The organism is Streptomyces meridianus (genome assembly GCF_023703325.1).
Classification (GTDB): domain Bacteria; phylum Actinomycetota; class Actinomycetes; order Streptomycetales; family Streptomycetaceae; genus Streptomyces; species Streptomyces meridianus.
On sequence record NZ_JAMQGM010000026.1, the window covers coordinates 1 to 14285 of the forward strand.

Here is a 14285-nt window from a genome sequence, read left to right on the forward strand (position 1 = left end):
GCAAGGAGTGTGGGATGAACAGGAGTGCGACGTGGACGAGTTGGCGGAGTTGCTGAGCGAGGCGGCGGGGGGACGCTTCCCGCCGGCCGACGGCGGGACGACCGTCGTCGCCCAGCCGTCCCCGCGCGAGGCCGGGGTCCTGGGACTGACGGCGCATGCCGTGATCTTCACCGACGAGGATCCGGGGTGGATCCGGACGGCCCTGGGCGCGGTGGACACCGACCCGCTCGGTGCGGCCCTCTCCCCCGGGTTCCTCGCCGCCATGACGGCCCGCACCGGGCGCCCGGCCGGCTGCGTCGACCTGCTGACGGTGGCTCACGCCCTCCCCGGGCCACCCGAGACGGCCCTGAAGGAGATCGGTGATGCGTCGCATCCACGGGTGGTGCGGGCCCGGCGGCACCGCGACGACGTACGCGTCTGGACGGCCGAGGGCGGCGTCCTGGCCCTGGGGCGCGGAGTGGCCGGCCGCTGGGAGGCGGCGATCGAGGTCGGGGGGAGCGCACGGGGGCGGGGGCTCGGCCGCCGCCTCGCACGGGCCGCTCGTCATCTGGTGCCGGACGGGGGCCCGGTGTGGGCCCAGCAGGCGGTGGGCAACGCGGCGAGTGTCCGCGCGTTCCAGGCGGCCGGATACCGACCGGTGGGTGCAGAAGTGCTGTTCACGGTTCCGGATCACTGATGTCCTCGCCGCCCGGGCGGGTCCTGTCCGGCGCGGGGGCGCGACGTCCCGCAGCGCTCGCCCCGCCGGTCAGCGGAAGACGCCGGTGTGGCCGAGCGAGTACCGGCCGGGCTGGGGGTAGACGGCCAGTCCGTGCGGCCCGCTGCCCACCGGGATGCGGGCGAGCAGCTCACCGTTGCGGGTGTCGAGCGCGTAGACCTCCGCGTTGTAGCGTCCCGACAGCCACAGCACCTTGCCGTCACTGGACAGCCCCCCCATGTCGGGGCTGCCCCCGCCCGGCAGGCGCCACTTCCGGTCGAGTTCGCCGGTCCGGAAGTCGAGCACCGAGACGGTCCCCTCGCCGCGGTTGGTGATGTACATCCACTTCGAGTCACGGCTGACGTAGAGCCCGTGGGCGCCGCGCCCGGTCCGCAGCAGCCGGGGTTCGGTGAACTTGTCGCCGTCGAGTACCCACACGCCGTGGGCCATCATGTCGGCGACGTACCAGGTGTCACCGTCCGGCGAGAGCTTCACGTCCTGCGGCATGGCGCCCTCGAACGGAAGCCGCCGCTGCCCGACGACCTTCATCTTCTCGGTGTCGACCTTCAGCAGTTCGCCGGAGAACTCGCAGGAGACGATGAAGTAGCGGCCGTCGGCGGAGAAGTCGGCGTGGTTCACGCCGTAGCAGGAGACCGGGACGGTCTTCCTCACCTTCATGGTGTGCGGATCGCGGAAGACCAGCTCCCGGTCCAGCGACGCCATGACGATCGCGTACTTCCCGTTGGGGGTGAAGTACAGGTTGTACGGGTCGTGGACCTCGACCGGCTTGCCGGCCTTTCCGGTGGCCGGGTCGATGGGGGTGAGCGTGTGGCCGCGGTTGTTGTTGACCCACAGGGTCTTCAGGTCCCAGGACGGCACGACATGCTGGGGCTGTTCCCCCACCGGGATCGTCGCGACCACCTTGAACTTCGCGGGGTCGATGACCGACACCGTGCCGGAGTTGGAGTTGGGCACGTAGACGCGCGGCGGGAAGTCCTCGACCACGGGCGAGAGCCGGTTCGGCCGGTCGGCCGCGTACACGTCCTGCGGATCGAGGAGCGGCGGCATGCCCGGGAGGCCGGCCGGGGCCGCGGCGGCGCGGGGACTGGCGGTGCGGGTGGCCGGGGGCCGCTTCTGCTCGCCGGACGGGTGCGAGCAGGCGGTGGCGAGGCCGAGGAGGGCGGTGAAGAGTGCGGCGGTGCGGACAGCGGTGGTTCTCATCGGTTCGCAGCTCCGTCGTCGTCACCGCCCGCATCCGCGGCGGTGGGGTCGTCGGGATCGCGATCGGCGCGGCGACCGCTCCCCGCAGTACGGGCCGGCCGGTGCCGGCGCCTCGGCTCGGCGTCGGCAGGGCCACAGTCATTCAAGGACAGCGAACGAGTCATCCCCGCCATTGCCCCGTTTGCTCATTTTGCGTGTCCTTGGCCCGTCGTCGCGGCACCCGGCCCGCATGCACCGAGTCGCACCCCCGCGACAGTCACGCACTGCCGGGGCGGGTGGCCCATCTCACCTCCGAACGCAGTACCGGCCTGTCATCGTTTGCCCTCGTACGAGCACGGTGTCGCTTTGTCGGAGCTGCGAGGCGGCTGCAATAGTCAACGACGCGAGCGGCCCTGACCAGGCAGTTCGCGGGCGCACGCTGCCGAACACCCCCCCTTCCGTTCCGGCGGCGCCATGCGCGAGGAGGCCTGTGGCCCGTCACGACCGGACGGGCCACAGGCCTCCTCGCGTACCGAGCGTCCGGCCGGATCAGCGGTCGGCGACCCGCATCTCGAACCAGGTCCGCTTGCCGCGGGGCAGCAGATCCACACCCCACCGGTCGGAGAGCTTGTCGACCAGGAAGACCCCCCGGCCGCTCGTGTCCATTTCCTGCACGGGCATCAGGCACGGAAGCCCCCGGGACGGGTCGCGGACCTCGATCCGGATCCAGCCCCGGCGGCGCAGCATGCGCAGGCCGAAGACACGTGCCCCGGTATGGCGTACCGCGTTGCCGACGAGTTCGGAGACGAGCAGCACGGCGCTGTCCGCCGTCTGGGGAGGGAGCGCCCACAGGCGCAGGGTGACGGAGTGCGTCAACCGCCGTGCCACACCGGCCGATTCGGGGCGGGACGGCAGACAGACCTCGGCGACCGACGGGTTGCCGTGGAGCTCGAGCAGCTTCATCGCCTGTTCGTCGCTGGGACACAGCCCGCCGCGTGCAGCTGCGGCCCGCCACGGCTGCTCCACTCCCTCGAGGCCCGACATGTCCCCCATGATGGCCGTCCGAAGGACACCCCGAGGGCGGAACCACTCAATCCTCACCCCGGGCGCACACAGTGACTTCAACGGCCTCTGCACACGTGCAGTCCCGTCGTCGCATCCGGGGAACCCTCGTCCCGGTTGTGTCCTCCCGCCCCCGCCCCCGCAGCCGGAGCCGGGGAGCGGGAGGACATCGCGCAGGCGTCAGCGGAACTTGGCCTTCCCGGGCCCGTCCTCGACGAAGCTCCGCATGCCGATCTCACGGTCCTCGGTGGCGAACAGCCCGGCGAACCAGTTGCGTTCGACGGCGAGGCCGGTCTCGATGTCGGTCTCCAGACCGGCGTCCACCGACTCCTTCGCGGCGCGCAGCGCGATCGCGGGCCCCTGGGCGAGCTTCGCCGCCCAGGCGTGCGCCTGCGGGTACACGTCCGCGGCCGGGACGACCCGGTCGACGAGACCGAGCGAGAGGGCCTCGTCCGCCTTCACCATGCGGCCCGTGAAGATCAGGTCCTTGGCCTTCGACGGGCCGATGAGACGGGACAGCCGCTGGGTGCCGCCGGCTCCCGGGATGAGCCCGAGCAGGATCTCCGGCTGCCCGAGCTTCGCGTCCTCGGCGGCGATGCGGATGTCGGCGCAGAGTGCCAACTCGCAGCCCCCGCCGAGAGCGTAGCCGGTGACCGCAGCGACCACGGGCTTGGGGATCCGGGCGATGGCGGTGAAGGAGTCCTGCAGGGCCCGGGACCGGGCCACCATGGCCGCATGGTCCATGGCCTGCATCTCCTTGATGTCCGCACCGGCGGCGAACACCTTCTCTCCGCCCCACAGCACGACGGCGCGGACGTCCTCCCGCCGGCTCACCTCCTCGGCGAGCTCCCGCAGCCGGTCCTGGACGGCGATGTCCAGCGCGTTCATCGGCGGCCGGTCCAGCCGGATCGTGCCGACGCCTTCAGCGACCTCAAGATGCACAGTCATGCCCGCAGGTTAACGGTCGTCAACCCGAACGGGACCGGGTGCGCTCGGTCACACCGCACCCGGTCCCGTTCGCGGTCGGCCGACCTACTGATCGGCCTTCCACTCGTCCCAGTCCATGTTCCAGCCGTTGAGTCCGTTGTCGGGCTGGATCTTCTTGTCCTTGGAGTTCTTCACTTCGACCACGTCGCCGATCATCGAGTTGCGGAAGAACCAGGCGGCCGGCGTGGACTTGTCCCCGCCGCCGCGCGCATCGAACAGGCCCACGCAGCCGTGGCTGGCGTTCTGGCGTCCGAACGTCCACTGGCCCGCCCAGTAGTTGCCGTGGATGAACGTGCCGGACGTGCTGAGCCGCATGGCGTGCGGCACGTCCTTGATGTCGTACTCGTCGTCGAAGCCGACCGTCTCGCCGTTCATGCGGGTGACCCGGTACTTCTCGCTGATCACCATCTGCCCGTTGTACGTGGGGTTCGACGGCGAGCCGGATGTGATGGGGATCTTCTTGATGACCTTGCCGTCGCGCTCGACGGTCATCTTCTTCGACTTGGCGTCGACCACGCTGACCTGGCTGCGCCCGATGGTGAACTTCACCGTCTTCGCCTGCTTGCCGTAGACGCCGGGGCGGCCCTCGACGCCGTCCAGCGCCAGCTTGAGCGTCACCTTCGTACCGGGCTTCCAGTACTCCTCGGGACGGAAGTCCAGCCGGTCGTTGCCGAACCAGTGCCCCTCGATCGGCACCGAGGGCGAGGCCGTCACCTCGATGCCCTTCTCCACCGCGCCGGGGTCGGTGATGCCCCGGCTGAAGCGGATCGACACCGGCATGCCGACGCCGACCTCGGAACCGTCCTCCGGCGTGAAGTAACCGATGAACGTGGCCTTCGGGTCCAGCGTGGTGAAGCTCGCGTGCTCGGCCGCCCGGCGGCCGTCGGCGTCCTTCGCCACGGCATCCACGGTGTACTTGGTCGAGGTCTGCAGATGACGGCTCGGCTTCCAGACGGTGCCGCCCTTGGTGATCCTCCCGTCGACGGCCTTGCCGTCGGAGTCCGCGACCTCGACGGACGTCAGCCGACCCTTCGTGACGGTCACCTCGAACTCGCCGGAGGTGTCCACCCCCTTGGCCCCGTCCTTGGGTGCGATCTTCAGCTCGGCCCTGGACGGACGGGTGTCGACCTCGCCCCCCTTGCCCCCGTTCCTGCCACTGCCGTCGGCGGCATCCGCACCGCCTCCGCACGCTGTGACCCCCAGCAATACGGCCCCGATCAGCAGGGCCGCCCCGGTCCTGCTGCCCCGCCGACAACGCCACCAGCCCGGTGTCCCCGATATCGGCTGCATGTTCACACGACTCTCCCCTCGCACGGCCCGCGTCGACGGACCGCGTTCCGCCCTCCCGTTCCCACTGGGAGGAAGGCTGCCCCGGCGCACGGCAGCGCCCTCTCAAGCCAATCACACGGTCGTGACAGAGAGATCCCCGCGATTGTCACGGATCAGTCCCAAGTCGACCTGTGGAAGGGGGAATTCGTGGGATCAGTCCAGTGCCGAACCCGCCTTCCAGTCCTCCCAGGACATGTTCCAGCCGCCGTAGCCGTTGTCGGGAGCGACCGTCCGGTCGTTGCTGTTGACCACCTCGATCACGTCGCCCACCATCGAGTTGGCGTAGAACCAGGCGGCGGGCGTGGGCAACTGCGATCCACCGCCACCGCGTACGTCGTGGAGCCCGATGCACCCGTGGCTGGTGTTGTCCGAGCCGAAAATCCGCTCCGGGGCCCAGTAGTTGCCGTGCAGGAACGTGCCGGACCTGGTCAGTCGCATGGCGTGCGGCACGTCCGGGATGTCGTACTCCCCGCCGAATCCGACCGTGTCCCCGTCCATCCGGGTCACGTCGTACCGCTCCATCACCACCATCTTTCCGTTGTAGGTGGGGGTTTCGCGCCGGCCGGCGGTGATCGGGATGACGGTCAGCTGCCGGCCGTCGCGCCGCACCCGCATCAGATGGGCGGCCGCGTCGACCGTACTGACCTGGCTGCGCCCGATGGTGAACTGCACCGTCTTCGACTGGATCCCGAACGCCCCCGGCGCCGCCTTCACCCCGCGCAGCCGCAGGGTCATGGTGACCCGGGTGCCCGGCGCCCAGTACGTCCGCGGCCGGAAGTCGAGCCGCCGCGGGCCGAACCAGTGGGCCGCCACCGGGACGGCCGGCAGCGCGCGGACCCGGATCGCCCGCTCGACGGCCACCCGGTCCGTGACCGGGTGGGTGAACTCCAGGGACACGATGGTGCCCGTTCCGACCGTCGAGCGGTGCTCCGGCTTGAAGAAGCCGATGAACCGGTGCACCGGCACCCGCGTGGTGAAGGTCGAATGATGCGCGGACCGCCGGCCGCTGCGGTCGACGGCCACCACGTCCACGGCATAGCGGCTGCCGCCCCGCAACCGTTCCGCCGTCGACCGCCACCGCTGCCCGCCGGAGCTGAACGTTCCGGGCACGGGGCGGTTCAGTGCGTCGCCGCTGCGTACCAGCCGCACCCGCTCCAGCCGGCCGGAGGCGACGGTGACCTCGACCGGGTCCGTGCCCCGTACGCCCCGCTCCCCGTCGGCCGGACGGATCCTGATGCCGGCCGGGCCCGCGCCCTTGTCGTCGGCCCCGGAACCGCCCGCATCGCACCCCGCCAGCGTCACGAACACGGATGCGACGAGCACTCCCGCCGCTGCGCGCACCGCGCGCCTGACTACCTGTCTCACGCCGAACCCAACGATCATCCGCGGCCGGGGAAACGTTGGGGTACGCCCCATGGTGGGACGGGAACCACCGGTTCGGGCGGAACGGCCCGTGTCCTTCCCTCTCGTCCGCAGCACGGGGCACGGGGCGGACTTCCGGCCCGGCGAGCGGCCGTCCGGCTCGGCGGACCGTCCGGGGAGCCCCGGTGCGGTATCGGCCGGACGCAGGAAAAACGGTGGGCGTTGTCAGCCCCGAAACGTAGTCTCGCTGCTGATGTCTGCCTCAGCCGATTCCCCCAGCCAAGAGCGCCCCCGCTCGGTCGTGCGGTCGCTGCTGCGCCTGTGGCCGTATGTCCGGCCGGTACGGGTACGGCTGTTCACGGCAGCCTTCGTGGCTGTGATCGCCTCGTGCCTGAGCCTTGTCATCCCACTCGTGCTGAAGTGGCTGGTCGACGGTCCGGTCGCGGGGCGGGACCCCGGCGGGGTGTGGCTGGGCGGCGCGCTGCTTCTGGGCCTCGGGGTGCTGGAGGCCGTGCTGTTCGGTTTCCGCCGCTGGCTCGTGGCGCGCCCCCTCGCCGGGGTCGAGGCCGCGATGCGCTCCGCCTTCTACCGGCGGCTCCAGCGGCTCCCGGTGTCGTTCCACGACCGGTGGCCGTCGGGCCAGTTGCTCTCCCGGGCCACCACGGACCTTCAGCTGGTGCGCATGTTCCTGGCGTTCCCGCTGACCTTCCTCCTGGTCAACGGAACGACCATCGCCGTCGGGTTCGTCATCCTGCTGCTCCAGGACTGGCTGCTCGGCCTGGTGCTGCTCGCACCGGTGATCCCGCTGGTCGTCCTGTGCTCGCTGTTCGAGACGAAGTACTCCAAGGTCGCCCGCACCGCACAGGACCAGGTGGGTGATCTGACGACGGTCGTCGAGGAGGGCGTGCTCGGCATCCGCATCATCAAGGGCTTCGGGCGCAACCGCAGCCAGGCCCGGGCCTTCGCCACGCTCTCGCGGAGCCTGCGCAGCACGGAGCTGCGCAAGGCGCGTCTGCTCGCCGGGCTGTGGGCCCTCATCATGGCGCTGCCGGAGCTGGCGATCGGGGCCGCCCTGGTGCTCGGGACGCTGCAGGTGGCCGACGGGACCCTGTCCGCGGGTACGCTCGTCGCCTTCCTCTCCACCGCCCTCGCGCTGCGCTGGCCGGTGGAGTCGATCGGGTTCCTCATCGCCATGAGCAACGACTCGGCGACGGCAACCGACCGCTTCTTCGAGGTGATGGACGAACCCGAGGCCGCGCAGGGGGACGCCCGCGCCTCCGCACCCCGCACCGAGTCCGTCCGGGAGGACGGACTCCGGTTCGAAGGCGTGGAATTCGCCTACCCCGACTCCCCCGCCGACGTACCGCCCGTGCTGCGCGGCGTCGATCTGCACATCCGGCACGGCGAGACACTGGCCCTGGTCGGCGCCACGGGCAGCGGCAAGACGACGCTGACGGCACTCGTCCCCCGGCTGCACGAGACCACCCGCGGGCGGATCACCCTGGACGGTGCGGACATCACCGGGCTGACCCGCGCCCGGTTGCGCGAACTGGTGGCCGTCGCCTTCGAGGAACCCACTCTCTTCTCCGCGACCGCCGCGGAGAACGTACTGATGGGCATGGAGGGCGGCGGGCCGGCCGAACTCGACCGGGCCCTGGGCGTCGCTCAGGCCGGCTTCGTGCGCAACCTCCCCGCCGGCGCCGCGACCGAGGTGGGCGAGCAGGGGCTCAGCCTGTCGGGCGGCCAGCGCCAGCGCCTCGCCCTCGCGCGGGCGGTCGTGGGCGGGCCCCGCTTCCTCGTACTCGACGACCCGCTGTCCGCCCTCGACGTGCACACCGAGGCCCTGGTCGAGGCGGCCCTGCGCGAGGTGCTGGCCACGACGACCGCCCTCGTCGTGGCCCACCGACCGTCCACCGTCCTGCTCGCGGACCGGGTGGCCCTGCTGTCCGGTGGCCGGATCAGCGCCGTGGGCACCCACCACGAACTGCTGCACACCAGTGCGGAGTACCGGACGCTGATGTCCGGAAGCCCGCAGGAGGGTCACGGTCCGTCCGCCCTCCTCCCGGCCGACGCTCCGACGGTGCGCCCGGCGCACGGACACGAGGGGAGACCGGCGCGATGACCACTGCACCCACCGGACTGCCGGTGGAGGAGGACGGCCGGCCGGAGCCCCCGCCGCCCGAGGTCCCGGCGGACCAGGACACCCTGCCCGCTCCGCCCGGGGCCTCCCGGGCTCTGCTCGGTTCGCTGCTCTCTCCCCGACGTGGTCGGGTCCTGGTCGCCGCGGTGCTTCTGCTGCTTCAGCAGGGCGCCGTGCAGGCCGGGCCGTTGCTCGTCGCGTTCGCCATCGACCGCGCGGTCCCGGCCCTGCGTTCCGGGGTGTACGGGCCGTTGGCCGCGGTGGCCGCCGGGTACGCGCTGTGCGCGCTGGCATCCGGAGGGCTCCAGTACGCCTTCGTGCGCAGTTCCGCCCGGGTCAGCCAGGACGTGCTGCTCGACCTGCGGGACCGGATCTTCCGTCATGCCCAGGTACTGAGCCTGGACTTCCACGAGCAGTACACCTCCGGCCGGCTGATCTCTCGCGCGACGACCGACGTCGAGTCGCTGCGCGAACTCCTCAACGAGGGCCTGGAAGAACTGCTCGCGGTCTGCCTGTCGATCGTGTACATCACCGGCCTGCTGTTCTACCTCGACTGGGGCCTGGGGGCCGCGGCGCTCGTCTCGTTCGTCCCGCTGCAGCGCATGGTGCGGTCCTTCCAGCGCCGGTCCGCCCGGGTGTACAGCAAGCGGTCCACGGCCATCGCTGCGGTGATCGTGAAGTTCACCGAGACGATGAACGGCATCCGCCCGGTGCAGGCGTTCCGGCGCGAGCGCGCCAACGACGCGCACTTCGATGAGCTCAACGGGCGGCACGAGCGGGTCAACGGCGACGCGATCCTGGAGATGGCCCGCTACGTGGTGTCGTCCCGGCTGATCGCGAACACGGCGGTGGCGGCCATCGTGCTGTGGGGTGCTTACCGGGTGGCGTCGGGCGGGCTCGCGCTCGGAGTGCTGGCCGCGGCGGTGCTGTATCTCCGGCGGCTCTACGATCCGATCGACCGGCTGGGCATGTTCCTCAACTCCTACCAGTCGGCAGCTGCCTCACTGGAGAAGATCGCCGGCCTGCTGGCACAGCGTCCGTCCGTCCCGGAACCGGCCTGTCCGCGGCCGCTGCCCCCGCGTCCGGCTCGAGCGCCTGGCCGCGAGGTCGTGTTCGAGGGCGTCTCGTTCGCCTACCGGACAGGCGCGGAGGTGCTGCCCCGCTTCGACCTGACGCTGCCGGCCGGAAGGACGACCGCGGTCGTCGGCACGACCGGAGCCGGCAAGTCGACGCTGGTGAAGGTGCTGGCCCGGTTCTACGACCCCACGGGCGGGCGGGTGCTGCTGGACGGTGTCGATCTGCGTGATCTCGCCACCTCCGAGTTGCGGCGCGGTGTGGTGATGGTGACGCAGGAGGCGTTCCTGTTCTCCGGCACCGTGGCGGAGAACATCTCGATCGGCCGCCCCGACGCCACCCGCGACGAGATCGAGGCGGCCGCGAAGGCGATCGGCGCGCACGACTTCATCGCCGCGCTGCCCGACGGCTACGACACCGATGTGCGCAAGCGGGGCGGCCGGATCTCCGCCGGTCAGCGCCAGTTGGTTGCCTTCGCACGGGCCCTGCTCGCCGACCCCGGGGTGCTGATCCTCGACGAGGCGACGTCGTCGCTGGACATCCCCGGTGAGCGGGCGGTGCAGCGCGCCATGGACACCGTGCTGCAAGGGCGTACGGCGGTCGTGATCGCCCACCGTCTGTCCACGGTGGAGATCGCCGACCGGGTGCTGGTGATGTCGGACGGCCGGATCGTCGAGGACGGCACCCCGCAGGAGCTCGTCGCGGGCAGCGGGCGCTTCGCGCGGCTGCACCAGGCGTGGCGGGACAGCCTGGTCTGACCGGACCGGGCCGTCCCGCACGGGGGCGGCCCCGGCACACGCCCGCAGGCTCAGTGGGAGGCGAGGAACTCCTCCACCGCCTCGGTGGAGGGCAGTGCCTGACCGGGTGTACGGCTCGCCCCGGTGCCGTTCAGCCGGCGCAGCCTGATCGCCGTCTCCGCGGCGAGCACGGCCACGGGCAGCCCGTCGAGCACCAGGGCGCCGCCGACCTCGAAGCCGTGCTCGCGGCCGAACACCATCATCGGGTAGCCCCCGGACGGGATGATGACGTCCACCCCGAGTTCCAGCAGGGGTTCGACCTGGTACGAGAACTCCTCCTTGAGGCGCCGGTACGCCTCGGGATCGGTGAATGCCCGGTTGTAGTCGGCGACCTGCGTCTCGACGGCCCGAACTGCGACCACACGGCGCTCGAGCCCGTACCGCACGATCTGCTCCTGGTGATCCGGAACGAACACCGGGCTGATGGTGACCAGTCCGATCCGGCGCCCCAGGGTGCACGCGTGCAGCATGGCCGACTCCCCCAGCCCGATCACCGGGATGTCGACAGCGGCGCGCGCCTCGGCCAGCCCCGGCTCCGGGAAATGGCCGATCACGAAAGCCTCGTAGCCCTCACGTTCGGCCCTGATGGCGTTGCGCACCGTCTGCACGGCGCACCGCATCTCGCTCAACGGGTGCAGATGGCGGTCCCCGGGGGAGATCCCGTGGGCGACGACGTCGAAACCGGGGCCGGCCACGTCGCGGATCCGCCCCGTCAGCCGGGAGAAGTACGGAGCGTCCACGTCCGGATCGGTGAAGCTCTGGTACCAGATTCGCCGGGTGTCCTGCGCAGCAACCATGGCGCGTCCTCGTGCCTCTTCGTGGCTGAACCCACCGGGCGCGCGAGGGCGGCGCACGGCGAGCCGGTCCGCCCACCCTCACATGCGCGGCGCGGGAGCGCGCGTGAGGCGGCGGCGGACGTCACCCGGCCGGGCGCGCGGAGGCTCCCGGCGGCGTACCGCGCACCCGCGGTTGTCCGGACCCGGTCCCGGCAACCGTGCCGCCGGGCTGTCAACGGGTCCATCCCGGCCAACTTGCCGTCGCACGGCTGACCTTCGCGGCAATCCGTGACACTCTTCCGTCGACCGGCGTGCGGCCCCCACAGTCGTTTCCGCCCACCGGTCCGTTCCGAGCACCTCCTTCCCCCCGCAGCGCACTGCCTGCTCCACCCGGACCCGCCCCGAGGGCTTGCCCGGGTCGTCCCGGCCCGCGTCCGACCGCGCGGTGCCACAGCAGAAGGAGTCCTGCGTGAGATCCCATCCCTCGAGGCGTGCCCGCCGCGCCACGTCGGCCGGCGTCCTGGTGGCCGCCGCAGCCATGCTCGCCGTCGGCGTCCAGGCCGGCCCCGCGACCGCCGGCACCGCCCAGGTGGCCGGCAAGTCCGACCACGCCCGGCCGCGCTCCGGCGCACTGCCCGTGAAGCTGTCCCCCGCGCAACGGGCCGAGCTGCTCAAGGACGCCAACGCCACCCGGGCCGAGACCGCCGAAGAGCTCGGGCTGGGCGCGAAGGAGAAGCTCGTCGTCCGCGACGTCGTCAAGAACGCGGACGGCACCACGCACACCCGCTACGAGCGCACCTACGACGGGCTGCCCGTGCTCGGCGGCGACCTCGTGGTGCACCGTGAGGCGAGCGGGACGACCTCCGGCGTCAGCAAGGCCACCAGGGCGGAGGTCCGGGTGGCGGACACGAGGGCCGGCTTCGCCTCCTCCTCGGCGGAGAAGTCGGCGGTCAGGGCGGCCAAGGCCGAGGGCTCGAAGAAGATCGCGGCCGAGAAGGCGCCCCGCAAGGTGATCTGGGCCGCGCAGGGCAAGCCCGTCCTGGCCTGGGAGACCGTCGTCGGCGGGCTCCAGCACGACGGCACGCCCAGTGAACTGCACGTCGTCACCGACGCGGACTCCGGCAAGGAGCTCTACTCCTACGAAGCCGTCAAGACGGGTATCGGCAACAGCATGTACACCGGCCAGGTCGCCATCGGGACCGCCGGCACCGCCCCGTCGTACACCATGACCGACACCGCCCGCGGGGACCACAAGACCTACGACCTCAACCACGGCTCGTCCGGCACCGGGACGCTGTTCTCCGACCCGGACGACACCTGGGGCGACGGAACTGCGGGCAACGCGCAGACCGCGGGCGTGGACGCACACTACGGCGCGGCTCTCACCTGGGACTACTACAAGAACGTGCACGGTCGCAGCGGCATCCGCGGTGACGGCGTCGGCGCCTACTCGCGCGTCCACTACGGCAACAACTACGTCAACGCCTTCTGGCAGGACTCCTGCTTCTGCATGACCTACGGTGACGGCGATGCGAACACCCACCCGCTCACCTCGATCGACGTCGCCGCGCACGAGATGACCCACGGCGTCACCTCGGCCACCGCCGACCTCGTCTACAGCGGCGAGTCCGGCGGCCTCAACGAGGCCACCTCCGACATCTTCGCCGCCGCCGTCGAGTTCAACGCCGACAACGCCCAGGACGTGGGCGACTACCTCGTCGGCGAGAAGATCGACATCTTCGGTGACGGCACCCCGCTGCGCTACATGGACGAGCCCAGTAAGGACGGCGCGTCCAAGGACTACTGGTACGACGGCCTCGGCGGGGTCGACGTCCACTACTCCTCCGGTGTCGCCAACCACTTCTTCTACCTGCTCTCCGAGGGCAGCGGCGCCAAGACCGTCAACGGCGTCGACTACAACAGCCCCACCTGGAACGACCTGCCGGTCACCGGCATCGGCCGGGCCAACGCCGAGAAGATCTGGTTCAAGGCGCTGACCGAGCGGATGACGTCGAACACCGACTACGCCGGAGCCCGTACGGCGACCCTCCAGGCCGCAGCCGACCTGTTCGGCCAGAGCAGCCCGACGTACAACGAGGTGGCCAACGCCTGGGCCGGCGTCAATGTCGGCCGTCCGATCGTGGACGGGGTCGACCTGATCCCGCCGGGCGACCAGACCGCGACCGTCGGCGTCCCGGACAGCCTGCAGATCGAGGCGACCAGCAACACCCCGGGGCCGCTGCGCTACAGCGCCGTGCGGCTGCCCAGGGGGCTGCGCATCAACAGCTCCACCGGTCTCATCTCCGGAACCCCGGCCAAGTCGGGGTCGCAGAACGTGACAGTCGTCGTCACCGACCAGGCGGGCAAGAAGGCGGACACCACCTTCGCCTGGCAGGTGAGCAAGGTGCTGGGCGTGACGTTCGAGAACTCCACCCCGATCGCCATCCCGGACCGCGGTGACGCCGTCTCCTCGCCCATCGCCGTCTCGGGCGTCAAGGGGAACGCTCCTTCCGAGCTGAAGGTCGCCGTCGACATCACGCACACCTGGCGCGGTGACCTGACGATCGACCTGGTCGCCCCGAGCGGTGCCGTGCACCACCTGCTGGCCCGTGAGGCCGGCAACTCCGCGGACAACGTGAAGGAGACCTTCACGGTCAACGCCTTCACGGAGACCGCCAACGGCACCTGGACGCTCAAGGTCCGGGACAACGCCTCGGCCGACGTGGGCACCCTGAACAGCTGGAAGCTCACCTTCTGATCCGGACACCGCAGGCCCGCACCCGGCCGGTGCGAAGCGGCCGGACACCGCATGCCGCTGCCCGGGACCCCGTCGGTCCCGGGCAGCGGCGTTCCGGAATGCGGAT

Annotated in this window: 10 protein-coding genes; 4 read left to right on the forward strand and 6 right to left on the reverse strand. The window is 71.2% G+C overall.

All coding sequences use genetic code 11. From position 1 onward, the window contains the following. Positions 1 to 7: 7 nt before the first annotated feature. The gene (locus M1E25_RS12145) at positions 8 to 676 is read left to right on the forward strand and encodes a GNAT family N-acetyltransferase (protein ID WP_372500694.1); all 669 of its coding nucleotides are present in this window, start codon (positions 8 to 10) and stop codon (positions 674 to 676) included. A gap of 69 nt (positions 677 to 745) precedes the next feature. Here M1E25_RS12145 and M1E25_RS12150 read toward each other — a convergent pair whose 3' ends face one another. The 5 genes from M1E25_RS12150 to M1E25_RS12170 form a co-directional block, all read right to left on the reverse strand. Further along, on the reverse strand, positions 746 to 1915 hold the full coding sequence (locus M1E25_RS12150; RefSeq protein ID WP_251414009.1) for a YncE family protein: 1170 nt from the start codon (positions 1913 to 1915) through the stop codon (positions 746 to 748). Positions 1916 to 2443: 528 nt separating this feature from the next. Beyond that, positions 2444 to 2950, reverse strand: a complete 507-nt coding sequence (locus tag M1E25_RS12155) for an ATP-binding protein (protein ID WP_251414316.1) — start codon at positions 2948 to 2950, stop codon at positions 2444 to 2446. Positions 2951 to 3136: 186 nt separating this feature from the next. Then, positions 3137 to 3904: an enoyl-CoA hydratase/isomerase family protein gene (locus M1E25_RS12160; protein ID WP_251414011.1), complete on the reverse strand. Its 768-nt coding sequence runs from the start codon at positions 3902 to 3904 to the stop codon at positions 3137 to 3139. 84 nt (positions 3905 to 3988) lie between these two features. Next, a complete protein-coding gene (locus M1E25_RS12165; RefSeq protein ID WP_372500667.1) occupies positions 3989 to 5239 on the reverse strand; it encodes a L,D-transpeptidase in 1251 nt (416 codons plus the stop codon). Between the two features lie 186 nt (positions 5240 to 5425). Beyond that, positions 5426 to 6655 carry a L,D-transpeptidase gene (locus M1E25_RS12170; protein ID WP_372500696.1) on the reverse strand — a complete coding sequence of 410 codons (1230 nt, stop codon included), beginning with the start codon at positions 6653 to 6655 and terminating at the stop codon, positions 5426 to 5428. Positions 6656 to 6887: 232 nt separating this feature from the next. On the opposite strand from M1E25_RS12170, the gene M1E25_RS12175 reads away from it, so the two are divergent. Then, positions 6888 to 8756 (forward strand): ABC transporter ATP-binding protein, encoded by a 1869-nt coding sequence (locus tag M1E25_RS12175; protein WP_251414016.1) that lies wholly within the window; start codon positions 6888 to 6890, stop codon positions 8754 to 8756. Then, complete coding sequence (locus M1E25_RS12180) at positions 8753 to 10606, forward strand: ABC transporter ATP-binding protein (RefSeq protein ID WP_372500670.1); 1854 nt, start codon at positions 8753 to 8755, stop codon at positions 10604 to 10606. Before M1E25_RS12175 ends, M1E25_RS12180 begins: the two co-directional genes overlap by 4 nt. A 50-nt stretch (positions 10607 to 10656) precedes the next feature. Here the strand turns inward: M1E25_RS12180 and M1E25_RS12185 are convergent, their stop codons facing one another. Next, complete coding sequence (locus M1E25_RS12185) at positions 10657 to 11442, reverse strand: aspartate/glutamate racemase family protein (protein ID WP_251414019.1); 786 nt, start codon at positions 11440 to 11442, stop codon at positions 10657 to 10659. A 517-nt stretch (positions 11443 to 11959) separates the two neighbouring features. Between M1E25_RS12185 and M1E25_RS12190 the strand changes: the two genes are divergently transcribed. Next, positions 11960 to 14179, forward strand: coding sequence for a M4 family metallopeptidase (locus tag M1E25_RS12190; protein WP_251414322.1), 2220 nt, complete (start codon positions 11960 to 11962; stop codon positions 14177 to 14179). The last annotated feature ends 106 nt before the right edge of the window (positions 14180 to 14285 follow it).

Coding starts and splice junctions, on each gene's coding strand:
- M1E25_RS12150 (WP_251414009.1), bottom strand. CDS start 1,915: ATGAGAACCACCGCTGTCCGCACCGCCGCACTCTTCACCGCCCTCCTC.
- M1E25_RS12160 (WP_251414011.1), bottom strand. CDS start 3,904: ATGACTGTGCATCTTGAGGTCGCTGAAGGCGTCGGCACGATCCGGCTG.
- M1E25_RS12170 (WP_372500696.1), bottom strand. CDS start 6,655: ATGATCGTTGGGTTCGGCGTGAGACAGGTAGTCAGGCGCGCGGTGCGC.
- M1E25_RS12175 (WP_251414016.1), top strand. CDS start 6,888: ATGTCTGCCTCAGCCGATTCCCCCAGCCAAGAGCGCCCCCGCTCGGTC.
- M1E25_RS12180 (WP_372500670.1), top strand. CDS start 8,753: ATGACCACTGCACCCACCGGACTGCCGGTGGAGGAGGACGGCCGGCCG.
- M1E25_RS12185 (WP_251414019.1), bottom strand. CDS start 11,442: ATGGTTGCTGCGCAGGACACCCGGCGAATCTGGTACCAGAGCTTCACC.
- M1E25_RS12190 (WP_251414322.1), top strand. CDS start 11,960: ATGCTCGCCGTCGGCGTCCAGGCCGGCCCCGCGACCGCCGGCACCGCC.